Raw genomic sequence first — 24,628 nt, forward strand, 5'->3', positions numbered from 1 at the left:
GCGTGAGCATGGATATTAGCGATTTTTACCAGACGTTTTTTGATGAAGCCGACGAGTTGTTGGCGGATATGGAGCAACACCTGCTGGATCTGGTGCCCGAGGCGCCGGATTCAGAGCAGCTCAACGCCATATTTCGCGCAGCTCACTCCATTAAAGGAGGCGCCGGTACGTTTGGCTTTACCATTTTGCAGGAAACCACCCATCTGATGGAGAACCTGCTTGATGAGGCCCGACGCGGTGAGATGCAGCTCAATACCGATATTATTAACCTGTTTTTGGAAACGAAAGACATTATGCAGGAACAGCTCGATGCCTACAAAAGCTCGCAAGAGCCGGACGCTGCCAGCTTTGAATATATCTGCAACGCGCTGCGTCAGTTAGCGCTGGAAGCCAAAGGCGAGACGGCAGCCGTTGCCGTCAGCCCGGCAAAACTGAGCGTTGTTGAGCCCGCCCCGGCGGCCGCGCCTGCCGCTGACGACCGTCTGCGCGTGGTGCTGTCCGGCCTGAAAGAGAGCGAAGTTAATCTTCTGGAAGAAGAGCTGAGCAATCTCGCTACCCTGAGCAACGTGGTGAAGGGCAAGGACACGCTGGCAGCTAACCTCGACGGCGGCATCAGCAAAGATGACGTCATCGCCGTGCTCTGTTTTGTCATTGAACCCGAGCAGATCGACTTTGAGACCGTGACCGATGCACCGGCTGCAGAAACGGCGGAAGTGGCTGAAGTCGCGGCTGTACCTGCGGTACCGGCCGTGGCCCCTGCCGCGCCAGCGCTGAAAGCCGTTCCGGGCGAATCCGCTGCGCCAAACCGCGGCGAGCGTGAAAAACCGGCTGCCCGCTCCAGCGAATCGACCAGTATTCGTGTCGCTGTGGAAAAAGTGGATCAGCTGATCAACCTGGTGGGCGAACTGGTGATCACCCAGTCGATGCTGGCCCAGCGCTCCAACGAGCTGGACCCGGTCAACCACGGCGATCTCATCACCAGCATGGGCCAGTTACAACGTAACGCCCGCGATCTGCAGGAATCGGTGATGTCCATCCGTATGATGCCGATGGAGTATGTCTTCAGCCGCTTCCCGCGTCTGGTGCGCGACCTGGCGGGCAAGCTCAATAAGCAAATCGAACTGACGCTGATGGGCAGCTCCACCGAGCTGGATAAGAGCCTGATTGAGCGCATTATCGACCCGTTAACGCACCTGGTGCGTAACAGCCTTGACCACGGGATCGAGCTGCCGGAAAACCGTGTTGCCGCAGGGAAATCCCCGGTCGGTAACCTGATTTTGTCTGCGGAACACCAGGGCGGGAACATCTGCATCGAAGTGACCGATGACGGCGCAGGCCTGAATCGCGAACGTATCCTGGCGAAAGCGATGTCGCAGGGGATGGCGGTCAGCGAAAACATGACCGACGAAGAGGTGGGCATGCTGATCTTCGCCCCAGGCTTCTCTACCGCGGAGCAGGTCACAGACGTCTCCGGGCGCGGCGTGGGTATGGACGTGGTGAAACGTAACATCCAGGAGATGGGCGGCCACGTTGAGATTAAGTCGAAGCAGGGCTCAGGCACCACTATCCGCATTCTGCTGCCGCTGACGCTGGCGATCCTCGACGGCATGTCGGTCAAAGTGGCGGACGAAGTGTTCATCCTGCCGCTGAACGCGGTGATGGAATCGCTGCAGCCGCGTGAAGAAGATCTGCACCCGCTGGCAGGCGGTGAGCGCGTGCTGGAAGTGCGTGGCGAATACCTGCCGCTGGTGGAACTGTGGAAAGTGTTCGACGTGGACGGCGCCAAAACCGAAGCGACGCAGGGGATTGTGGTCATTCTGCAAAGCGCAGGCCGCCGTTACGCCCTGCTGGTCGATCAGCTGATTGGTCAGCATCAGGTGGTGGTGAAGAACCTCGAGAGCAACTACCGCAAAGTACCTGGCATTTCAGCCGCCACCATCCTCGGCGATGGCAGTGTGGCGCTGATCGTCGATGTTTCGGCGCTTCAGGGATTAAATCGTGAACAACGTATGGCGCACACAGCCGCCTGATTCAGTTAAGAAGGTAAAAAAATGACCGGTATGAGTAATGTAACTAAGCTGGCCGGCGAGCCATCAGGGCAGGAATTCCTGGTTTTCACCTTAGGTGACGAAGAATACGGTATCGATATTCTGAAGGTGCAGGAGATCCGTGGCTATGATCAGGTGACCCGCATCGCCAACACGCCAGATTTCATCAAAGGCGTGACCAACCTGCGTGGCGTTATCGTGCCGATCGTCGACCTGCGCGTGAAGTTCAGCCAGGGCGACGTCGAGTATGATGACAACACGGTCGTGATCGTGCTCAATCTGGGCCAGCGCGTGGTCGGGATTGTGGTTGATGGGGTTTCCGATGTCCTCTCCCTGACCGCCGAGCAGATCCGCCCGGCGCCGGAATTCGCGGTTACGCTGTCCACCGAATACCTGACTGGTCTGGGGGCGCTCGGTGACCGTATGCTGATTCTGGTGAATATCGAGAAGCTGCTGAACAGTGATGAGATGGCGCTGCTGGATGTGGCGGCAAGTCACGTAGCCTGAGGCCATCACCGCTGCGGCGGCCAGGACAACACTTCAAGGGGACCATGCTGGTCCCCTTATTTATTTCTCCCGCTATGCGCCGACCAGTTCATATTTTCTTCCTGTTATTTATTCAAGTTGTGAATATATTCATAACCAAAATTCAGGGAATAGTTTCTCTGGCTTAACTGTTATTTAACCGCCATTAAAATTGCCAATTAAAACAAGAGGATATATTGTGATCTGTGTCACATTATTCCTATTTTTTATCCCGCCTGGCCTCAATGTTCAGGTGTTTTAAAAATTTATACGCTTGTTATTTAAAGATAATTTGTGTCAATACGCCATTTGTCTTAGCCGTCTGGCTAAAGTGGTTGTTCGCGGTGCCTTAATCTAAATTAATTTTAACCACCTATTAACAATAGTAATGGGTGCTAACAATTTGAGCGTTATCAAAAATAGAGGATAACGACGGCGACATTTTCTGGAGGATGGAAAATGAACAGAAAACTTTTGGTGTTATTGGCGGGATCGGCTCTGGCGATGGCGACAGTTCCGGCACAGGCGGTAACCAGCAGCGGGACCATTGGCGCAACCCTGACCTTGACCAACGGTTGCCTGATCAACGGCTCGCCAAACCAGAACGGCATTAACTTCGGTACGCTGGATTTCGGTACCCATCCGGCAACCTTCTCGACGCTCACCACCCAGCTCACCGGGGCCAATGGGGGCAATACCTTTACCATCCAGTGCACCACCGACAGCTACACGGTCGCCATTACCGGCAATACCAACTCCACCGCGCCGGGAACGGTTGTGGGTACGCCCGGCACGCCGGCGCGCTATCTGGTCAACACCGCAAATACCGCTCAGGGTGTGGCATACAGCCTGTTCAGCGACAGCAGCTTTAACAACGTGATCGCCAATAACGCGCCGATCCCGGTGGCCTCTACCGCAGGCGGGGTTAATAGCTACACGCTCTATGGCCGTATCACCGGCGGCGGCAACAGCGTCACCGTGGTACCCGGCACCTACACCGACACCATAAACGTCAGCGTCACTTACTAGCCGCGCGATTGATGAAGCGCGTGACTGTATCACTCCTGCCGCGGAGTGAGGGGAGGCTGCACGCCGTTTTTGGCCTGGTCGCCCTGATATTGACGACGACCGGCGCCCGGGCGGTGACCAGCCAGTCGTTTCAGGTGAATGCCACCATAACTCCGGGCTGCTCGGTGACCTCCGGCACCGGCGGGGTCCTGGGGGCGCTCAATTTTGGCAGCTACAGCGGGGTGCAGAGCGGCCAGGTCAGCACCAGCTTTGTGCCTAATGGTTCGCTAAGTATCGCCTGCACGCCGGGGGTGGCGCTGAGCATGAGTATCGACGGCGGGCAGAATTACGCCTCGGTGCGCAATATGCAGCGCGCCGGTGGCACCCAGCGGGTCGCCTACCGGCTCTACAGCAGCAGTTCGCTGGGGGCAAACAGCGAAATCGGCGTTAACCAGGCCATACCCGTAACCTATACCAATAGCAATAACATCGCCCTGCCGCTGTTTGGCGTGGCGCTTCTGACGGGCTTTAGCCCGGCCGGGAACTATTCAGATCAACTCACCGTGACCTTGTCCTGGTGATACAGGGAGAACGACCATGAAGGCATTTGCAAGCGGCCCGCTGGCGCTGCTGGTGGCGCTGGGGATAACGGCGCACGCCGCCCAGGGCGCGGCATCCATTCTACTCTGGCCCATCGATCCCTGGCTGTCGGCCGATACCAACGCGACCGAGCTGTGGGTGCAAAACCAGGGCAACAGCGCCACCACCATGCAGGTGCGCATTGTGCGCTGGCGCCAGGAGGGCGGCCTTGAGCGCTACACCGCCCAGCAGGAGGTGGTCGCCAGCCCGCCGATTGTCACTATTGCCAAAGGCAGCAAGCAGCTTATTCGCCTGATTAAACAGGGCGGGGTGCCGCTGGGGGTTGAACAGGCCTACCGCATTATCGTCGACGAAATTCCCCGCCTCAGGACACCACCACGCCGCAGATCGGCCTTAAGCTGCAGATGCGCTACTCCATTCCGCTGTTTGTTTACGGGCAGGGGATCGAAACCATTAAAGAGGGGGAACATCATGCCTTTGCCGAGCCGCGCAACCTGAGCTGGCGGGTTATCCGCGAAAACGGCCAGCCCGCGTTGCAGGTACGTAACCGGGGTGATGTGCATGTTCGGCTCAGTCAGGTCTCCCTGACCCAGGGCGGGCAGAAAAGGAGCATGGCGGACGGTCTGCTGGGGTATGTTTTGCCGGGCAGCGAACGCAGCTGGCCTCTCCCCTCAGGCATCACCCAGCCGGGCCAGATGAGTGCGCAAATTAATGCCAGGGATACCGAATGGCAGTCGGCTCCCGTCAACTGAAACCCACGATGATGATCCTGCTTTGCGTCTCCACGGCAGGCTGGGCCAATACCGGCGACGATGCACTACCGCCGCCGCCCGCGCCTCAGTCCCTGAACGACGAAGCGGTCTTTCAGCTGGCGCTGATCGTCAACCACTACGATACCGGGCTGGTGGTGCCCGTCACCCGGCGCAACGGCGATTATCTGGTCTCCAGCGCTGACCTGCTGCGCGCAGGCCTGCCGCCGGAAAATGTCCCGCCGGGGGAGGTCAATCTGACGACCCTCGCCGGCGTGCGCAGCGAGTATGACAGCGCCGGGCAGCGCCTGCTGTTGAGCGTGCCCCGGGAGTGGATCTCCGCCCGGGTCACCCCCTTTGGCGGCGAGCTGACCCAGAGCACCCCCCACTACGGCAGAGGGGCGCTGCTCAACTATGACTTCTATACCAGCAAGACCGATCATGCGGGCGGGCAGGCCTCGCTCTGGCATGAGTTCCGCTATTTTGACGAGCGGGGGTCTTTATCCTCCACCGGTTTTGTGCGCAAAAACCTCTCCGGCGGCAGCATGCAGGAGGGATACGTGCGTTACGACACCACGCTGCTGGTCACCAATGAGGATAATGCCACCACCTGGACTGCCGGGGATGTCATCAGCGATGCCGTCAGCTGGAGCAGCAGCGTGCGTATGGGGGGCATCAGCTATGGCCGGGACTTTTCGCTCCGCCCGGATCTGGTCACCTGGCCGCTGCCGGAATTTTCCGGCGAGGCGGCGGTGCCCACCTCGGTCGATCTGTTCGTCAACGGCTATCGCGCCGGCTCCACCCGCCTGCAGCCGGGACCGTTCACCCTCACCAATCTGCCCTATATCAACGGCGCGGGAGATGCGGTCCTGGTCACCACCGATGCGCTGGGTCGCCAGGTGAGCACCACGCTGCCGTTTTACGTCACCAGCGAACTGCTGAAGGCAGGGCTGAGCGACGGAGCGGTGACCCTCGGTAGCCTGCGCCGCAACTACGGTATTGAAAGTTTTGATTACGGCCCGGCGGCGGGGAGCGGCTCTTACCGCTACGGGCTGACCGACTGGCTGACCCTCGAAGGACATGGGGAAGGGGCCGAAGAGCTGGCGCTGGGCGGTGCGGGCACGGTGGTAAAAATAGGGCGTTTCGGCGTGGTCAATACCGCGTATACCCGCAGCCGGATGCGCGGTGAAGAGGGCGGGCAGGTGAACTGGGGCTACCAGTACAGCACCAGCGAATTCAGCATCGCTACCCAGCACAGCCGTCGGGATCGCGGTTTTGGCAACCTGGCCCTCTACGACCAGCCGACGGTATACGACGAATTCAACCAGCCCATCGCCAGCCTTAGCCGCAATACGGACCAGTACTCCCTGAGCCTTAATTTAGGCGATTATGGCAATATCGGCGCCGCCTGGATTGGGGTGGAGAGTTTCGACAGCGATAAAACCGAGCTGCTTAACCTCTCCTGGAGCCGCAACCTGTGGCGCAGCAGCAGTATCTACCTTGCCGCCAGCCGGGACCAGCAGCGGGGCGACTGGACGGTCGCCCTGTCGCTGCAAATTCCGCTCGGCGAACGCGACAGCGCCGCCGTCACCCTGGAAAACACCCCGGACGCGGGCAGCACTCAGCGCATCAACTACAACCACGCCATGCCCACCGACGGCGGCTTTAGCTGGAACATGGCCCTGGCGAACCAGTCCCGCTCCCGCAGCTACCAGCAGGCCTCGCTGGGTTGGCGTAACAGCAATATTGAAGTGCAGGGCGGCACCTACGGCGAGCGCGACATAATGACCTGGTGGGGCGAGGCGCTGGGCTCGCTGGTGCTGATGGACGGCGAACTCTTTGCCGCCAATAAGATCAACGACGCCTTCGTGGTCATCAGCACCGATGGCAAGCCCGACGTGCCGGTGAGCTACGAAAACCAGCCGGTGGGGAAAACCAACCAAAACGGCTACCTGCTGGTGAGCGGCGTCTCCGCCTACTATCCGGCGAGCTACAGCATCAACACCCTGAACCTGCCCGCCGATACCCGGCTAAAAGAGACCGAGCGGCGGGTGGCGCTGCGCCGCAACAGCGGCTACCTGGTGGACTTCCCGATGGAGGAGGAGCGGGTGGCCAGCGTGATCCTGCACGACGGCGAAGGTCAGGATATTCCGCTCGGCAGCCAGGTGCGACGCGCCTCCCGCGCCCCGGCCACCGTGGGCTATGACGGCATCGCCTGGCTGGAAAACCTGAACGACGTTAACCCGCTGGAGGTACGCACTCCGGAGGGCAAATATTGCCATGTGACCCTGACTCTTGCCCCTAATCCGGACCATAAGCTGCAAACTTACGGCCCGTTGACCTGCAGGCTGGCACCATGAGGCGCCTGCTGCTGTTACTGCTGCTGTTGGTCTCCGGTACCGGCTGGGGGGCCTGTACCGTCAGTACCGTCAACGCCAGCTTTGGCAGCGTGACCTCCTTCGCCCTGAGCGGCAACAACGAGGTACAGACCACCGGCACCCTGGTGGTGAATTGCGATGCGGTGCTTAACCTGTTGACCAACGACTCCATCACCCTCAACTACACCGGCGCCACCGTCAGCGCCGCCAGCCGCGCCACCCTGAAACGCACCGATAACGCCACCATCACCGATGTTATTCCTACCCGACTGTGCGGTGCGTCGGGCTGCACCGGCACCAGTGAAGTGCAGATCGCCCGCTCCTATACCTGGAGCGGTAGCACGCTGCTGGGGCTGCTGGGTTCCAGGCAGTACAATATTCCGCTCTATTTCCGCACCGTTGCCGGGCAGAACGTCAGCGCCGGGCCCTATCAGGTGACGCTTAACTTCAGCGTTAATTACAACGTCTGCCAGGTGGGGGCTGTGGGCCTCTGCCTGACCCCCCAGACCGGTACGGCGGTGACCAGCATCACCCTCAATATGAATGTCACCAATGACTGCAGCGCCATGACCACTCCGAACATCAACTTTAACAGCGCGCCGCTGGTACAGAATTTCCCCACCATCTCTCAGTCCATCGCCGTCACCTGCACCAAGGGCAGCGCCTATACCATCGGCATCAATAACGGCCTCAACGCCCTGAACAATGTCCGGCGCATGGCCAGCGGCAACAACCGCATGAGCTATGAGATCTATAAAGAGGCCACCGCCAACCGCTGGGGCGTCAGCGGCACCGAGCGCTGGTCGAGCGGATCATCATCTCAGGTAAGTACCGACGGCCTGCTGCGCACCTACAACTACACCGCCCGCATCCTCCCTAACCAGACCACGCCCCCCGCCGGTAACTACAGCGATACCCTCGTGGTAGACGTCGCGTTCTGAACCGCGCTTTTCCCTTTCGCAAATGTAAAGTTCCTCTCAGTTGTGCCGATAACACCGAGAACAAAACAATGAGAAGGTGTTGTATGTTGAACCGTATGCGCGTTGTGACAATGCTGATGTTGGTGCTGGCTGTCTTCGCTCTGTTGCAGCTCGTCTCCGGTAGTCTGTTTTTCTCTTCCATTAAAGCCAACCAGGACAGTTTTGCGGTTTCGAACGAATTCCGGGTTCAACAAAGTGAAATCACCTCCACCTGGGATTATCTGTTGCAAACGCGCATCAACCTGAGCCGCGCCTCCGCACGTATGGTGACCGATCCCGCTAAGCCACAAACGGAACTGATGAACAGCGCCCGCACTACGCTTGCGGAAGCGGATAAACACTTCAAGGCTTACAGCGCCATTCCTCCACAGCCGTCGATGGAGCTGGTGAGCCAGACCATCAATGAGACATACCGGGACTATGCTGCGGCGCTCACTGAACTGATCCAGTTCCTTGATAACGGCAACATGGAGGCCTATTTCGCCCAGGCAACCCAGTCAAAACAGAACGCGCTGGGGACCGCTCTGCGGGATTACGTTACCGCATCCGACGCGCGTAACCAGGCGGCGTTTAATGCCAGCGTGAAGGATTACACCTTCGCCAAATGGCAGATGGGGATCCTGGCGCTCGCCCTGGCGATCGTGCTGGTGGGGGTCTGGTACGGCATTCGCCATACCCTGCTTAACCCGTTAAACCGTGTCATCGACCATATCCGTCACATTGCCAGCGGCGATCTGACCCAGTCCCTGACCATCACCGGGCGCAGCGAAATCACCCAGCTGGCCATCAGCGTTGACCACATGCAGCGCTCCCTGAGCGAGACGGTGGCGAACGTGCGTCAGGGCTCGGAGGCCATCTACACCGGCACCAGCGAAATCGCGCTGGGTAACAACGACCTCTCCTCCCGCACCGAGCAACAGGCGTCGGCGCTGGAAGAGACCGCGGCAAGCATGGAGCAGCTCACCGCCACCGTGAAGCAGAATGCCGACAACGCCCGCCAGGCCTCACAGCTGGCGAACAGCGCCTCGGAAACCGCCCAGCGCGGCGGCAAGGTGGTGGATGGCGTGGTGAAAACCATGCACGACATCGCCGGAAGCTCGAAGAAGATCGCCGACATTATCAGCGTCATCGACGGTATCGCCTTCCAGACCAATATCCTGGCGCTGAACGCCGCGGTGGAAGCGGCGCGTGCCGGTGAGCAGGGGCGTGGCTTTGCGGTGGTCGCCGGTGAAGTGCGTAACCTCGCCAGCCGCAGCGCCAACGCGGCCAAAGAGATTAAAGCCCTGATTGAAGACTCTGTCGCACGCGTCGACACCGGCTCGGTGCTGGTGGAGAGCGCGGGCGAAACCATGAATGACATCGTGAATGCCGTTACCCGCGTCACGGACATTATGGGGGAAATCGCCTCCGCTTCCGATGAGCAGAGCCGTGGTATCGACCAGGTGGCCCTGGCGGTATCGGAAATGGATCGCGTCACACAACAAAACGCCTCGCTGGTTCAGGAGTCCGCAGCTGCTGCGGCGCAACTGGAAGAGCAGGCGAGCCGTCTGAAGATGGCCGTCTCGGCGTTTCGTCTTAACTCTGGACCTGCAAGCACGGTTTCATCGCGCGTCAGCCCGCAACCGGCCTCGCCGGTTAACGCACCGGCATATGTACGCGCAGTGGCAACCGGGAAAGATGAGAACTGGGAAACATTTTGATTGTACGTTAAATCGCGGCTGCTGGCCGCTAAATGGGAGCGTGGATGTTAAATCGTATTCGTATCTCGACCACCCTGTTTTTGATTTTGATTCTCTGTGGGGTGTTGCAGGTTGGCAGTAATGGCTTGTCATTTTGGGCTTTTCGCGATGGTTATCAAAATTTACAGGAGATGCAGGGCAGTAATCAGCAGCGTGAACTGCTTACCCAGAGCCGGGCAGTCTTGTTGCAGGCCAGCACGGCGCTGAATAAAGCGGGCACCTTAACCGCCCTGAGCTATCCGCCCGATGACATCAAGGCGCTGATGGTGACCGCGCGCGGTAGCCTGAAGCAGGCGGATGGCCTGCTCAAAGCCTTTAGCGGCCAGGCGGCGATTAGCGCGAAGGATGCAGAGCTGAAAAAAGCGATGCAGGGTGCGTTCAGCCAGTGGTATGGCGATCTGGAGCACCAGGCGACGTGGCTTGAGAACAACCAGCTGTCAGATTTTCTGACCGCGCCGGTGCAGGAATCGCAGGCGGCATTTGACGCCAGCACCGACGCCTGGCAGCAGGAGATCAACAACTTTGTGCAGGCGGCGGGGAATGACAGCCGCAACAGCTACCACATGTCCGGCGTGATTTTCGCCACCATGATTGTGCTGGCGGTGGTACTGACCAGCGCCGCGCTGTTCTGGTCGCGCAAGATGATTGTCCAGCCGCTGGCGATTATCAGCAGCCATTTCGACAGCATTGCCAAAGGCGATCTGGCGCGGCCGGTGGCGGTATACGGCAAAAATGAAATTTCGGCCATTTTCGCCAGCCTGAAGGCGATGCAGGGCTCGCTGCGTGAGACGGTATCCGAGGTGCGTCAGGGCAGCTACGCCATGCATACCGGGATCGCCGAAATTGCCGAGGGCAATAACGATCTCTCTTCGCGTACCGAGCAGCAGGCGGCATCGCTGGCGCAAACGGCCGCCAGCATGGAGCAGTTGACCGCCACCGTCGGGCAGAACGCCGACAACGCCCGCCAGGCTTCTGGTCTGGCGAAGAGCGCGGCGCAGACGGCGAAGAAGGGGGGCGAACAGGCGTCCCACGTGGCGAACACCATGAATGAGATCGCCGCCAGTTCGCAGAAAATTGGCGACATCATCAGCGTGATCGACGGCATCGCGTTCCAGACCAATATCCTGGCGCTGAACGCCGCGGTCGAAGCCGCCCGCGCGGGCGAGCAGGGTCGTGGCTTTGCGGTGGTGGCCGGCGAGGTGCGTAACCTGGCGAGCCGCAGCGCCAACGCGGCGAAAGAGATTAAGGTGCTGATTGAAGAGTCGGTGTCCCGCGTTCAGCAGGGTTCGGAGCTGGTGGATACGGCGGCGAAAACCATGACCGAGATCGTCAGCTCGGTCACCCGGGTTAACGACATTATGGGCGAAATCGCCTCCGCATCCGATGAACAGCGCCGCGGTATTGAGCAGGTAGCGCAGGCGGTAAGTCAGATGGATCAGGTGACTCAGCAGAACGCCGCGCTGGTAGAAGAAGCGGCGGCAGCCACCGATCAGTTAGCGGGCCAGGCGGATCACCTTACCTCGCTGGTGGCTGTATTTAATGTCAATGAACGTGTTGAAGCAGTAACAGAAGTCGGGCGGTCGCAGACCGTACCAGTCGGAACCTGAATGTGATTAAGAAGGCGCTATGACATCACCACTGCCCTCAGGGCAATCGTCATTATTGTTACAGATGACACAGCGCCTTGCGCTGTCCGATGCGCATTTCCGTCGGATATGTCAGTTAATCTACCAGCGCGCGGGGATAGTGCTGGCCGATCACAAGCGGGACATGGTCTACAACCGCCTTGTGCGTCGCCTGCGCACGCTCGGACTGGATGATTTTGGTCGCTATCTGGGGATGCTGGAAGCCAACCCAAACAGCGCGGAATGGCAGGCGTTTATCAACTCCCTGACCACCAACCTGACCGCCTTTTTCCGGGAAGCACACCACTTCCCGGTGCTGGCGGAGCATGCCTGCCGCCGCAGCGGTGAGTATCGCGTCTGGAGCGCGGCGGCGTCGACCGGGGAAGAGCCTTACTCGCTCGCCATCACCCTGGCCGACACGCTGGGTACCGCCCCGGGCCGCTGGAAGGTGATCGCCAGCGATATAGATACCGAGGTGCTGCAAAAAGCGCAGAGTGGGATCTATCGCCAGGAGGAGCTAAAAACGCTGTCACCCCAGCAGCTTCAGCGCTACTTCATGCGCGGCACCGGTCCGCACGAAGGGCTGGTGCGGGTGCGTAGCGAACTGGCAAATGCGGTGGAGTTCTCCATGGTCAACCTGCTGGAGAAGCAGTACAACGTGGCGGGGCCTTTTGACGCCATTTTCTGTCGTAACGTGATGATCTATTTCGACAAAACGACGCAGCAGGAGATCCTGCGCCGCTTTGTTCCGTTGCTCAAACCTGACGGTTTACTGTTTGCCGGGCACTCGGAGAACTTCAGCAATCTTGTGCGCGAGTTTAGCCTGCGTGGCCAGACGGTATATGCGCTCAGTAAGGATAAAGCATGAGTAAAATCAGGGTTTTGTCAGTTGATGATTCGGCGTTAATGCGCCAGATCATGACCGAGATTATCAACAGCCACAGCGACATGGAGATGGTGGCGACGGCGCCCGATCCGTTGGTCGCCCGGGATTTAATCAAAAAATATAACCCGGACGTGCTGACCCTGGATGTCGAAATGCCGCGCATGGACGGCATCGATTTCCTCGAGAAGTTAATGCGTCTGCGGCCGATGCCGGTGGTGATGGTCTCTTCACTGACTGGCAAAGGGTCCGAAATCACCCTGCGGGCGCTGGAGCTGGGGGCGGTGGATTTCGTCACCAAACCGCAGCTCGGCATTCGCGAGGGGATGCTGTCGTATAGCGAGATGATCGCGGAAAAAATTCGTACCGCGGCCAGGGCGCGGGTTGCCACGCATAAGCCGCTGGCGGCCCCGACTACCCTGAAAGCCGGTCCGCTGCTGAGCTCGGAAAAGCTGCTGGTTATCGGCGCCTCTACCGGCGGAACAGAGGCAATTCGTCATGTACTCCAGCCATTGCCGCTCTCAAGCCCCGGTATTCTGATCACTCAGCATATGCCGCCAGGCTTTACCCGCTCGTTTGCGGAGCGTCTGAACAAGCTGTGTCAGATCAGCGTGAAAGAGGCGGAAGATGGCGAACGCGTTCTGCCGGGGCATGCCTATATCGCCCCGGGCGACAAGCATATGGAGCTGGCGCGCAGCGGCGCTAACTATCAAATCAAAATTCATGACGGGCCGCCGGTTAACCGGCACCGTCCGTCGGTGGATGTGCTGTTTCATTCGGTGGCGAAACACGCGGGGCGCAACGCCGTTGGGGTGATCCTGACGGGGATGGGCAACGATGGCGCCGCCGGAATGCTGGCGATGCACCAGGCTGGCGCCTGGACCATCGCGCAGAATGAAGCAAGTTGTGTGGTGTTCGGCATGCCGCGCGAGGCCATCAATATGGGTGGCGTCAGCGAAGTGGTCGATCTTAGTCAGGTTAGTCAGCAGATGCTGGCGAAAATCAGTGCCGGACAGGCAATACGTATTTAACGAGGAGTGTAGTTTTATGGCGGACAAAGAGCTCAAGTTTTTGGTTGTGGATGACTTTTCCACCATGCGTCGCATCGTGCGCAACCTGCTGAAAGAGCTGGGTTTTAATAACGTAGAAGAAGCAGAAGACGGCGTTGATGCGCTGAACAAACTGAATGCCGGCGGCTTTGGTTTTGTTATTTCTGACTGGAACATGCCGAACATGGATGGTCTGGAACTGCTGAAAACCATTCGTGCGAATGCTGCGATGGCCTCTATGCCTGTGTTGATGGTGACGGCTGAAGCGAAGAAAGAGAACATCATTGCTGCGGCACAGGCTGGCGCAAGCGGATATGTGGTGAAGCCATTCACCGCGGCAACCCTGGAAGAAAAACTCGGTAAGATCTTCGAGAAACTCGGCATGTGAGGTACGGGAGATGATGCAGCCTTCGATTAAACCCACGGATGAGCATTCACCCGGCGACATAATTGCCCGCATCGGCAGCCTGACGCGTATGTTGCGCGACAGCCTGCGTGAGCTGGGCCTGGATCAGGCGATTGCGGAAGCGGCGGAAGCGATTCCCGATGCCCGCGACCGTCTGGATTATGTTGTACAGATGACTGCCCAGGCGGCAGAGCGTGCGCTGAACAGTGTTGAAGCGTCGCAGCCGCATCAGGACGAGATGGAAAAGGGCGCAAAAGCGCTGACCAAACGCTGGGACGACTGGTTCGAAAATCCGATCGAACTCTCCGACGCCCGCGAACTGGTGACCGATACTCGTCACTACCTGAAAGCGGTACCGGACCATACCAGCTTCACTAACGCCCAGCTGCTGGACATCATGATGGCGCAGGATTTCCAGGACCTTACTGGTCAGGTGATCAAGCGCATGATGGATGTGATCCAGGAGATTGAGCGTCAGTTGTTAATGGTGCTGCTGGAGAACATGCCGGAACCTTCCGCACGTCCACAACGCGAAAACGAAAGCCTGCTGAATGGCCCCCAGCTCGACACCACCAAAGCCGGTGTCGTGGCAAGCCAGGATCAGGTGGACGACCTGCTGGACAGCTTAGGGTTCTGATAACCTGCGTTTTGCTGGCATTGCCGGGTGGCGCTGCGCTTACCCGGCCTACAAAACCTGCAATATCATCATATTGTGCGGTCCCGGTAGGCCTGTGCAAGCGAAGCGCCGCCAGGCAAAAACGCCACTTGTAAAGGTGGCGTTTTTTTCCCTCGTTTTCCCTGTCGCAACCGAAAGCCCTAAATCAGCCCTTTTCACGCCCCTAATTAACGCATTGGTCAGGCGCGGCTTTGGCATCATATCGTCCAGACCTCTACCTGCGAGATGCTTGCCGTGGCAGAAGACAGCGACGACAAAACAGAAGCCCCCACACCCCACCGACTTGAAAAAGCGCGTGAGGACGGGCAAATACCCCGATCCCGAGAACTCACCTCGCTGCTGATTTTATTGGTTGGCGTGTGCATTATCTGGATAGGCGGGGAGTCCCTTGCCCGCAGACTGGCTGGTATGCTCTCGGCCGGGTTGCGCTTCGATCACAGCATGGTCAACGACCCTAACCTGATCCTCAGCCAGATTATCCTGCTGATCAAAAGCGCGATGGTCGCGCTGCTGCCGTTAATCACCGGCGTGGTGCTGGTGGCTATCGTATCGCCGGTGATGCTGGGCGGGCTGGTGTTCAGCGGGAAATCGCTGCAGTTTAAATTCTCCAAGCTGAACCCCTTGCCCGGCATCGCGAGAATGTTCTCCGCGCAGACCGCCGCCGAACTGCTGAAGGCGTTGATGAAAGCGACGCTGATGGGCAGCGTGGCGGGATTTTTTATCTGGCATAACTGGCCGGAGATGATGCGCCTGATCAGCGAGTCGCCATTTACCGCCATGCGCAACGCGCTCAATCTGGTGGGGCTCTGTTCGCTGCTGGTGGTGCTCTCGATTATCCCGATGGTTGGATTTGACGTCTTCTTCCAGATCTACAGCCACATTAAAAAACTGCGCATGTCCCGCCAGGACATCCGGGATGAACATAAGCAGATGGAAGGTGACCCGCACGTTAAAGGGCGTATCCGCCAGATGCAGCGTGCCGCCGCACGTCGCCGGATGATGGAAGATGTACCGAGAGCGGATGTGATTGTCACCAACCCAACCCACTACTCCGTTGCGCTGCAATATGACGAAGACAAAATGAGCGCGCCTAAAGTGGTGGCAAAAGGGGCGGGGCTTATCGCGCTGCGTATCCGTGAAATTGGTAATGAAAACCGTATCCCGATGCTGGAAGCGCCGCCACTGGCGCGTGCGCTCTACCGGCATGCGGAAATAGGACAGCAGATCCCGGGCCAGCTCTATGCCGCTGTGGCGGAAGTGCTGGCGTGGGTATGGCAATTGAAGCGCTGGCGTCTGGCCGGTGGTCAACGGCCTGTTAAACCTGAGAATCTCCCGGTGCCTGCCGCGCTGGATTTTATGAACGAGAAGGACTCTGATGGCTAATCTGGTGGCAATGTTGCGCCTCCCCGGCAACCTGAAATCGACTCAATGGCAGATCCTTGCCGGGCCGATCCTCATCCTGCTAATCCTGTCGATGATGGTGTTGCCGTTGCCGGCATTCATCCTCGACCTGCTTTTCACATTCAATATTGCGCTCTCCATTATGGTGCTGCTGGTGGCGATGTTCACCCAGCGCACCCTGGAGTTCGCCGCGTTTCCGACCATCCTGCTCTTCACTACGCTGCTGCGTCTGGCGCTGAACGTGGCCTCCACCCGTATCATTCTGATGGAAGGACATACCGGCGGCGCGGCGGCAGGTAAGGTGGTTGAGGCCTTTGGCCACTTCCTGGTCGGCGGTAACTTCGCCATCGGGATCGTGGTGTTTATCATCCTCGTGATCATCAACTTCATGGTTATCACCAAAGGTGCGGGGCGTATCGCAGAAGTGGGCGCGCGTTTCGTCCTGGACGGGATGCCGGGTAAACAGATGGCGATTGACGCCGATCTTAATGCCGGTCTGATTGGCGAAGATGAAGCAAAAAAACGCCGTGCCGAAGTGACCCAGGAAGCGGACTTCTACGGCTCGATGGACGGTGCGAGTAAGTTCGTTCGCGGCGATGCCATCGCCGGTATTCTGATCATGGTCATCAACGTGGTCGGCGGCCTGCTGGTTGGGGTACTGCAACACGGGATGGACATGGGCCATGCGGCAGAAAGTTATACGTTGCTGACCATCGGTGACGGCCTGGTCGCCCAGATCCCGGCGCTGGTGATCTCCACCGCAGCCGGCGTGATCGTAACCCGCGTCGCCACCGATCAGGATGTCGGCGAGCAGATGGTCGGGCAGCTGTTCAACAACCCGAACGTGCTGATGCTCTCTGCTGCGGTACTGGGGCTGCTGGGCCTGGTGCCGGGCATGCCGAACTTCGTCTTCCTGCTGTTTACCGGCGCGCTGCTGGGGCTGGCCTGGTGGCTGCGCGGGCGTGAATCTAAACCGAAGGCTGAACCTGCACCCGTTAAAATGCCGGAAAACACCCAGGCAGTGGAAGCCACCTGGAACGACGTCCAGCTGGAAGATTCGCTGGGCATGGAAGTCGGCTACCGCCTGATCCCGATGGTCGATTTCCAGCAGGATGGCGAACTGCTGGGACGTATCCGCAGTATTCGTAAAAAATTCGCCCAGGACATGGGCTTCCTGCCGCCGGTGGTGCATATCCGCGACAACATGGATCTGCCTCCTGCGCGCTATCGCATTCTGATGAAAGGGGTGGAGATCGGCAGCGGAGACGCCTATCCGGGGCGCTGGCTGGCCATTAACCCTGGCACCGCGGCGGGTACGCTGCCGGGTGAACAAACCATCGACCCGGCCTTTGGCCTGGCCGCTATCTGGATCGAAAGTGCCCTCAAAGAGCAGGCGCAGATCCAGGGCTATACCGTGGTGGAAGCCAGTACCGTCGTGGCAACTCACCTTAACCACCTGATTGGTCAGTTCTCCGCAGAGCTGTTCGGCCGCCAGGAGGCGCAGCAGCTGCTGGATCGTGTCACTCAGGAGATGCCGAAGCTCACCGAAGATCTGGTGCCGGGTGTCCTGACCCTGACCACGCTGCACAAGGTGCTGCAGAACCTGCTCGACGAGAAGGTGCCGATCCGCGATATGCGCACCATTCTGGAAACCCTGGCCGAGCATGCGCCGCTGCAGAACGATCCGCACGAGCTGACGGCGGTGGTGCGCGTGGCGTTAGGCCGCGCCATCACCCAGCAGTGGTTCCCGGGTACCGGCGAGGTGCAGGTCATTGGACTCGACACGCCGCTTGAGCGTCTGCTGCTGCAGGCGTTGCAGGGCGGCGGCGGGCTGGAGCCGGGGCTGGCGGATCGTCTGCTGGCGCAAACCCAGGAGGCGTTGCAGCGTCAGGAGATGCTGGGAGCACCGCCGGTGCTGCTGGTGAATCATGCCCTGCGTCCGCTGCTCTCGCGCTTCCTGCGCCGCAGCCTGTCGCAGCTGGTCGTGCTGTCGAATATGGAGCTGTCGGACAACCGACATATCCGCATGACCGCCACCATCGGAGGCCAATAATGCGTAAATTACTCTGGTTACTGGCCCTGCCGCTGATGGCGCAGGCCGCAGGGGAGGGGGCATGGCAGGCCAGCAGTATCGGCCTGACCCTTACCCACCGTGGCGTGGCGGCTTCGTCACGCCCGCTGTCGGCGCAGCAGCCGGTATCGGGCCTGATGACTCTGGTGGCCTGGCGCTATGAACTCAACGGCCCGACCCCTGCCGGGCTGCGGGTGCGGCTCTGTTCCCAGACGCGCTGTACCGAACTGGACGGGGCCAGCGGCACGACCCATGCGTTCAACAACGTGCCCGCCGTCGAGCCGCTGCGCTTTATCTGGGAAGTCCCTGGCGGCGGTCGCCTTATCCCGGCCCTGAAGGTCCAGCGTAACGAAGTGATTGTGAACTACCGCTAACCCTCTGACTCCATTCCGTTCGTCCGAACGGAATGGAGGTGTCGTTCAGCAGGCTTCGTTATTTTTCCTGCTGTTCTTGCCCTGTTAATTTTTCCCTCGCTCTTTTCATTAAGAGAATATCTCTGGAAGTCAATAACCGGAGAATATACTCTACGCGCTGAGATAATGTGATATACATATCAATGATGGAACGCAATAATGCAAAAGGGAGCAGGTATGAAATTGAGCTTTCGGCAAGTATGCCTGTTTTGGGGGGTTATGGATGTTTTATATCTGGCCACCTATGTCTGGAAGAGTAGTACCCAGGGGCGTATTCCTTTCGTTGATGATATTATCAATTTTAGCGCGCTTTATTCAGAACAGGGTGGCAGCTACTGGCTCCTTATTCTCTTTGTTTTGTCAATGATAACAACCCTGTCCATTGTGTTTTCTGCTCTGTTTCTCCTTACCGCATGGAATAAGGTCGGCTACCTGGTCGCTGCGCAGACCCCCTTGCGCCTGCTGGTGGTTGTGCCGTCTCTCACCTTTTTACCCTGGATTATGAAATGGATTAATCCGGGGAACGTCGCGGTGGCGCTATTTTTATTGCTGGTTTCAGAGTCGCTAAAGGTCTGTTCGATAATCATCTCAGGAAAATTAAATAAGTAATGCTTTAATCACTCAGGGATAGTGTTTTAAAAGGATGAAGGTATGCATAAAAGTATTAAGGATTGTTATTTCGACGGCTGGAAAAAGGCGTTCGTCTATAAGGGGCGAGCGACAAGAAGAGAGTTTTGGTTATTTATCGTCATTAATGTAGCGATTATTCTCTTTGTTGCCGCACTGAGTTATTTCTTTCTCATAGTATTGATTGCCGATCGTACCGGTCGCGGGGGAATGATACTGGTGTGGGCCTGGTTTGTCTGGCTTCCGCTCAGGGCGCTTACCCCGGTAATCTTACTCGTACCAGTCGTCTCGCTGGGTGTCCGCCGAATGCACGATGCAGGAAAATCGGGGTGGTGGTTTGGCGGGGCGCTACTCTTCATTCTGCTGATCCTGCCGCTCATTCTGACGGGTATTCATCAGGTTATGCTTATCCCGGTAGATAATCACTCTGCAGAGCAGGTGACAGCGTTCATCACTATTACGCTAAATGTATTAGCGGCTATCTCTATTCTCTGGCTTTGCTGCTTACCGACACAATCGTCTGAACAGACCGTTTAGTGATCGCTTTTTCGCCAGTTATCAGGCCATTCTGATGACTGGCTCGCAAAACTGACCCCTCCTTTTGAAGCAAAAGAAACGCTGTTTTATAAAACAGTGACACGCGTAGTAATTCTCTTTGCATTTTTGCCAGTTGCCGCCTGGCGGTGGCAGAAACAGAAAGGTATCCCGTAAGCGATACTCTTACTGTAACCGTCTAGTCACTCCCGTTAGCGTCGCGTTAACCGGGAGTCATCTAAAACTTACAGGGTCGACGGTAATGAAAACACGTAAAATTGGACTCGCGAACTATCTTGCTTACGGATCGGGTGATTTTCTCGGGGCAGGGACCACAGCGCTGACAGCTGCCTGGCTATTGTATTTCTACACTACCTTCTGTGGCCTCACGCCGATTGAGGCCACCTTCATCTTTGCGGCGGCAAGGGTTCTGGATGCCGTCGTCAGTCCGCTGATGGGCTTCCTGACCGATAACTTTGGCACCACCTGGCTTGGCAAACGCTTTGGCCGCCGCAAGTTCTTTATTCTGCTCGGCATTCCCTGCGTCTTCAGCTACTCGCTGATGTGGGTCGGCGATATGGGCTTCTGGTACTACCTGCTGACCTATCTGATCTTCGATATCGTCTACACCATGATCCTGGTCCCGTACGAAACGCTGGTGCCGGAGATGACCGACGATTTCAAACAGAAAACCAAGTTCTCCGGCGCGCGTATCTCCATGGCCCAGATGTCAGCGATTCTGGCCTCGTTCCTGCCGGGTATTCTGTTAACCCACTTCGGTAAAGACAACGCCATCTCCTTCTTCTATGCCAGCCTGGTCTTCTCGGTGCTCTGCGCCCTGATGCTGACCTTCGTCTGGTTCTTCACCTGGGAGCGTCCGCGTGAAGAGTGGAGCGAAGCTGCGCTGCGCGCCGAAGAGGAGAAGAAAAAACTGACACTCGGCCAGAGCCTGAACCGTCTGTTCGTTGAGCTGAGCTCTACCCTGCGGATCAAAATCTTCCGCCAGCACCTGGGGATGTACCTTGGGGGCTACATCGCCCAGGATGTGTTCAACGCCGTCTTTACCTACTACGTGGTCTTTGTGCTGATGCAGGAAGCCTCTATGGCCTCGAATCTGCTGGGCACCATGGCTATCTTCCAGTTCCTGGCCGTTATCGCCATGATTCCGCTCTGCATCCGTTTTGGACCGGCGCCGTCGTACCGCATGGTGGTGGTGCTTTTCGGTCTGGCGTCGCTCTCCTATGCCGGTTTGTATTACGCCGGTATGAGCGATATCTACGCGCTGTTGCTGCTGGTCTCTGCTCTGGCGGGTCTGGGCCGCGGTGGGATCAACTATGTGCCGTGGAACACCTACACCTATATCGCTGACGTAGATGAAGTCATCACCGGCCAGCGCCGCGAGGGGATCTTCGCCGGGATCATGACGCTGACCCGTAAAGCGTCCCAGGCGGGAGCCATCATGCTGGTAGGGATTGTGATGCAGATGTCTGGCTTTGTCAGCGGCCAGAAGGTGCAGCCGGAAGGGGTAAGCCACACCATTCTGATGATCCTGAGCGTGGGCACTATCCTGGTGCTGACCTGCGGCTTCCTGGTGTCATTGCGCTTTAAGCTGAATTTACAGACGCACAGTACGCTGCGTGAAGAGACGGTCAAAATGCGTGAGTCTGGCCGCGCGATGCCGGAGGCTGCCACGCCGCAGGCCCGCGCCACGGTTGAGATGCTGGCCGGTATGCCGTACGACTGCCTGTGGGGAAACAACAACATCGGCTATCTGAACCGCAATAAACCCGCTGCACCGTCCCTGAAAGAACGTGCTCCACTGAATTCGACATACAACAGAGGTTAAGATTATGAAGGTTTGGCCTGTCAAACATAGCCCGTTACTGCGTCAGCCAGAGCGTTTTATCGCCAGAGATGAACTGAAAACGCTGATCCAAAACGTGACGCATAACCTGGTGAACATTCACGATAAAACCGGCGAGTTTTTACTGCGGCTGGACGACGGGCGGGTAATCGACACCAAAGGCTGGGCGGGCTGGGAGTGGACTCACGGGGTCGGTCTCTACGGTATCTGGCAGTATTACTGCCAGACCGGGGATGAAGCGATGCGCGATATCATCGACAGCTGGTTTGCCGATCGCTTTGCCGAAGGGGCCACCACCAAAAACGTCAACACCATGTCGCCGTTTTTGACCCTTGCATATCGCTATGAAGAGACGCGCAACCCGGCCTGGTTGCCATGGCTGGAGAGCTGGGCGGAGTGGGCGATGAACGAGATGCCGCGCACCGAGCACGGCGGTATGCAGCACATCACCCTGGCGGAGGAGAACCACCAGCAGATGTGGGACGACACCCTGATGATGACCGTCCTGCCGCTGGCGAAGATTGGTAAACTGCTCAATAAACCCGAATATGTGGAGGAGGCGGTCTATCAGTTCCTGCTGCACGTGCAGAATCTGATGGATCGGGAGACCGGGCTCTGGTTCCACGGCTGGAACTACGACGGCCACCACAACTTTGCCAACGCCCGCTGGGCGCGCGGCAACAGCTGGCTGACGATCGTTATTCCGGATTTCCTTGAGCTGGTGGATCTGCCGGAGAACAACGCCGTGCGCCGCTATCTGGTGCAAGTGCTGAACGCGCAGATTGCCGCCCTGGCGAAGTGTCAGGATGAGAGCGGCCTGTGGCATACGTTGCTGGACGATCCCAACTCCTATCTGGAGGCCTCGGCCACCGCCGGGTTCAGCTACGGGATCCTGAAGGCGGTACGCAAGCGCTATGTGGGGGCCGAATATGCGGAGGTGGCGGAGAGAGCCATTCGCGGGATCGTGAAGAACATCTCCCCGGAAGGTGAACTGCTGCAAACCTCGTTCGGTACCGGCATGGGCAGCGATCTGGCGTTCTATCGCCAGATCCCGTTGACCTCAATGCCGTATGGTCAGGCGATGGCAATCCTCTGTCTGACGGAGTATCTGCGCAAGTATTTTTGACCACTGTTACAAACAAAAAACCCGGCTTGCACCGGGTTTTTTGTTATTTCGATAACCGGTTTTTGTAGGCCTGATAAGCGAAGCGCCATCAGGCATTAACCGGGCACCGATGTTACATACGTTCTACGGTTTCGATACCCAGGGTATCCAGACCCAGCTTCAGGGTCTTCGCCGTCAGCTGCGCCAGCTTCAGGCGGCTGTTGCGTACCGCTTCGCTCTCGGCAGAGAGGATAGGGCAGTGCTCGTAGAAACCGGAGAACAGGCCCGCCAGATCGTACAGGTAGGCACACATCACGTGCGGGGTGCCGTCGCGGGCGACCACGGAGAGCGTCTCTTCAAACTGCAGCAGGCGCGCCGCCAGCTGCGCTTCGCGATCTTCGCTGATGGTCACCTGAGCCTTTGCCAGCATGCTTTCGTCGATCTCAGCCTTACGGAACACGGACAATACGCGGGTATAGGCATACTGCATGTACGGTGCGGTGTTACCTTCGAACGCCAGCATGTTATCCCAGTCGAAAACGTAGTCGGTGGTCCGGTTCTTGGAGAGATCCGCGTATTTCACCGCACCGATACCGACAGCGTTGGCCAGTTTTTCCAGCTCATCGGCAGGCATATCCGGGTTTTTCTCCGCTACCAGACGACGGGCACGCTCCAGCGCCTCGTCCAGCAGATCCGCCAGCTTCACGGTACCGCCCGCACGGGTTTTAAACGGCTTGCCATCTTTACCCAGCATCATGCCGAACATGTGGTGCTCCAGCGGCACGGAATCCGGTACATAGCCCGCTTTACGCACGATGGTCCACGCCTGCATCAGGTGCTGGTGCTGACGGGAGTCGATGTAATAGAGGACGCGATCAGCATGCAGGGTTTCATAGCGGTATTTCGCGCAGGCGATATCGGTGGTGGTGTAGAGGAAGCCGCCATCCTTTTTCTGGATGATGACGCCCATCGGTTCGCCTTCCTTGTTTTTGTACTCATCAAGGAACACCACCGTCGCGCCTTCGCTTTCGACCGCCAGGCCTTTGGCCTTCAGATCGGCCACGATACCGGCCAGCATTGGGTTATAGAGGCTTTCACCCATCACGTCCTTACGGGTCAGGGTGACGTTCAGGCGGTCATAGGTGATCTGGTTCTGGGACATGGTGATGTCCACCAGCTTGCGCCACATCTCAAGGAAATAGGCATCGCCGCCCTGCAGTTTCACTACGTAGCTACGGGCGCGCTCGGCAAAGGCTTCATCTTCGTCGTAGTGCTTTTTCGCATCGCGGTAGAAGCCTTCGAGGTCTGCCAGGGCCATTTCACCGGCATTTTCCTGCTGCTGCTTTTCCAGCCAGGCGATCAGCATCCCGAACTGGGTGCCCCAGTCGCCGACGTGGTTCGCGCGGATCACGTTGTGGCCGAGGAACTCCAGGGTGCGCACCGCGGCATCACCGATGATGGTGGAGCGCAGATGGCCGACGTGCATCTCTTTCGCCACGTTCGGGGCAGAGTAGTCAACGACGATGGTCTGAGGCTGCGGCTGCGCCACACCCAGACGATCGGACTGCAACGCGGCATCGACGTTCTGCGCCAGGAAGGCAGGATCGAGGAAAATGTTGATAAAGCCCGGTCCGGCGATTTCGGTTTTGCTGGCAATACCGCTGAGATCCAGATGGGACAGAACCTGCTCTGCGAGTTGTCGTGGCGCCATGCCCAGTTTTTTCGCTACGGCCATCACGCCATTGGCCTGATAGTCGCCAAACTGTACTTTCGCGGACTGACGAACCTGCGGTTCACAGTCTGCAGGTGCGCCTGCAGCAATCAGTGCCTGACTGACTTTTTCTGAGAGAAGAGCCTGAATATTCACCGGGATACCTTACATTTTTGACGCGCGCATCACGTTGCCGCGCCCGTTAACGAATTTAGGCCGGGAGTATACTGCAATTG

Annotated in this window: 20 protein-coding genes and 1 pseudogene; 20 read left to right on the forward strand and 1 reads right to left on the reverse strand. The window is 58.2% G+C overall.

Annotated features, from left to right (window positions below; genetic code table 11):
• The first annotated feature begins 2 nt into the window (after positions 1-2).
• The 20 genes and pseudogenes from cheA (at position 3) to bglB (ending at position 22,702) form a co-directional block, all read left to right on the forward strand.
• Entirely contained in the window at positions 3-2,030 is a 2,028-nt protein-coding gene (gene cheA / locus C3406_RS13355; protein ID WP_103822408.1) for a chemotaxis protein CheA, read from the forward strand.
• Positions 2,031-2,051: 21 nt separating this feature from the next.
• A complete protein-coding gene (cheW, locus tag C3406_RS13360) occupies positions 2,052-2,555 on the forward strand; it encodes a chemotaxis protein CheW (protein WP_032611989.1) in 504 nt (167 codons plus the stop codon).
• A gap of 477 nt (positions 2,556-3,032) precedes the next feature.
• A complete protein-coding gene (locus C3406_RS13365; RefSeq protein ID WP_103822407.1) occupies positions 3,033-3,602 on the forward strand; it encodes a Csu type fimbrial protein in 570 nt (189 codons plus the stop codon).
• A gap of 56 nt (positions 3,603-3,658) precedes the next feature.
• A complete protein-coding gene (locus C3406_RS13370) occupies positions 3,659-4,162 on the forward strand; it encodes a Csu type fimbrial protein (RefSeq protein ID WP_370463897.1) in 504 nt (167 codons plus the stop codon).
• Between the two features lie 16 nt (positions 4,163-4,178).
• Positions 4,179-4,933 (forward strand): annotated as a pseudogene (locus tag C3406_RS13375) (fimbrial biogenesis chaperone).
• The gene (locus tag C3406_RS13380; RefSeq protein ID WP_103822405.1) at positions 4,909-7,290 is read left to right on the forward strand and encodes a fimbria/pilus outer membrane usher protein; all 2,382 of its coding nucleotides are present in this window, start codon (positions 4,909-4,911) and stop codon (positions 7,288-7,290) included. The pseudogene C3406_RS13375 and the gene C3406_RS13380 overlap by 25 nt, the downstream one beginning before the upstream one ends.
• Entirely contained in the window at positions 7,287-8,249 is a 963-nt protein-coding gene (locus C3406_RS13385; protein WP_103822404.1) for a Csu type fimbrial protein, read from the forward strand. Before C3406_RS13380 ends, C3406_RS13385 begins: the two co-directional genes overlap by 4 nt.
• Positions 8,250-8,332: 83 nt before the next feature.
• Positions 8,333-9,988, forward strand: a complete 1,656-nt coding sequence (gene tar / locus C3406_RS13390) for a methyl-accepting chemotaxis protein II (protein WP_103822403.1) — start codon at positions 8,333-8,335, stop codon at positions 9,986-9,988.
• Positions 9,989-10,032: 44 nt separating this feature from the next.
• The gene (gene tap / locus C3406_RS13395; protein WP_103822402.1) at positions 10,033-11,634 is read left to right on the forward strand and encodes a methyl-accepting chemotaxis protein IV; all 1,602 of its coding nucleotides are present in this window, start codon (positions 10,033-10,035) and stop codon (positions 11,632-11,634) included.
• Positions 11,635-11,653: 19 nt separating this feature from the next.
• Positions 11,654-12,520 carry a protein-glutamate O-methyltransferase CheR gene (gene cheR / locus C3406_RS13400; RefSeq protein ID WP_103822401.1) on the forward strand — a complete coding sequence of 289 codons (867 nt, stop codon included), beginning with the start codon at positions 11,654-11,656 and terminating at the stop codon, positions 12,518-12,520.
• Complete coding sequence (locus C3406_RS13405) at positions 12,517-13,566, forward strand: protein-glutamate methylesterase/protein-glutamine glutaminase (RefSeq protein ID WP_103822400.1); 1,050 nt, start codon at positions 12,517-12,519, stop codon at positions 13,564-13,566. The genes cheR and C3406_RS13405 overlap by 4 nt, the downstream gene beginning before the upstream one ends.
• Before the next feature lie 16 nt (positions 13,567-13,582).
• Positions 13,583-13,972: a chemotaxis response regulator CheY gene (gene cheY / locus C3406_RS13410; protein ID WP_032611971.1), complete on the forward strand. Its 390-nt coding sequence runs from the start codon at positions 13,583-13,585 to the stop codon at positions 13,970-13,972.
• Between the two features lie 10 nt (positions 13,973-13,982).
• Positions 13,983-14,627: a protein phosphatase CheZ gene (gene cheZ / locus C3406_RS13415; RefSeq protein WP_103822399.1), complete on the forward strand. Its 645-nt coding sequence runs from the start codon at positions 13,983-13,985 to the stop codon at positions 14,625-14,627.
• A gap of 273 nt (positions 14,628-14,900) precedes the next feature.
• Positions 14,901-16,049 (forward strand): flagellar biosynthesis protein FlhB, encoded by a 1,149-nt coding sequence (gene flhB, locus C3406_RS13420; protein ID WP_103822515.1) that lies wholly within the window; start codon positions 14,901-14,903, stop codon positions 16,047-16,049.
• Entirely contained in the window at positions 16,042-18,120 is a 2,079-nt protein-coding gene (gene flhA / locus C3406_RS13425; protein ID WP_103822398.1) for a flagellar biosynthesis protein FlhA, read from the forward strand. Before flhB ends, flhA begins: the two co-directional genes overlap by 8 nt.
• Entirely contained in the window at positions 18,120-18,512 is a 393-nt protein-coding gene (gene flhE, locus C3406_RS13430) for a flagellar protein FlhE (RefSeq protein WP_103822397.1), read from the forward strand. Before flhA ends, flhE begins: the two co-directional genes overlap by 1 nt.
• 198 nt (positions 18,513-18,710) lie before the next feature.
• Complete coding sequence (locus tag C3406_RS13435; protein ID WP_103822396.1) at positions 18,711-19,160, forward strand: hypothetical protein; 450 nt, start codon at positions 18,711-18,713, stop codon at positions 19,158-19,160.
• A gap of 42 nt (positions 19,161-19,202) precedes the next feature.
• Positions 19,203-19,715, forward strand: coding sequence for a DUF805 domain-containing protein (locus C3406_RS13440; RefSeq protein ID WP_103822395.1), 513 nt, complete (start codon positions 19,203-19,205; stop codon positions 19,713-19,715).
• 259 nt (positions 19,716-19,974) lie between these two features.
• Positions 19,975-21,558 carry an MFS transporter gene (locus tag C3406_RS13445; protein ID WP_103822394.1) on the forward strand — a complete coding sequence of 528 codons (1,584 nt, stop codon included), beginning with the start codon at positions 19,975-19,977 and terminating at the stop codon, positions 21,556-21,558.
• Positions 21,559-21,562: 4 nt separating this feature from the next.
• Positions 21,563-22,702 carry a beta-galactosidase BglB gene (gene bglB, locus C3406_RS13450; RefSeq protein ID WP_103822393.1) on the forward strand — a complete coding sequence of 380 codons (1,140 nt, stop codon included), beginning with the start codon at positions 21,563-21,565 and terminating at the stop codon, positions 22,700-22,702.
• Positions 22,703-22,814: 112 nt separating this feature from the next.
• Here bglB and argS read toward each other — a convergent pair whose 3' ends face one another.
• Positions 22,815-24,548 carry an arginine--tRNA ligase gene (gene argS / locus C3406_RS13455; protein ID WP_103822392.1) on the reverse strand — a complete coding sequence of 578 codons (1,734 nt, stop codon included), beginning with the start codon at positions 24,546-24,548 and terminating at the stop codon, positions 22,815-22,817.
• Positions 24,549-24,628: the final 80 nt, after the last annotated feature.

Source organism: Leclercia sp. LSNIH8 (assembly GCF_002920195.1).
GTDB lineage: Bacteria > Pseudomonadota > Gammaproteobacteria > Enterobacterales > Enterobacteriaceae > Enterobacter.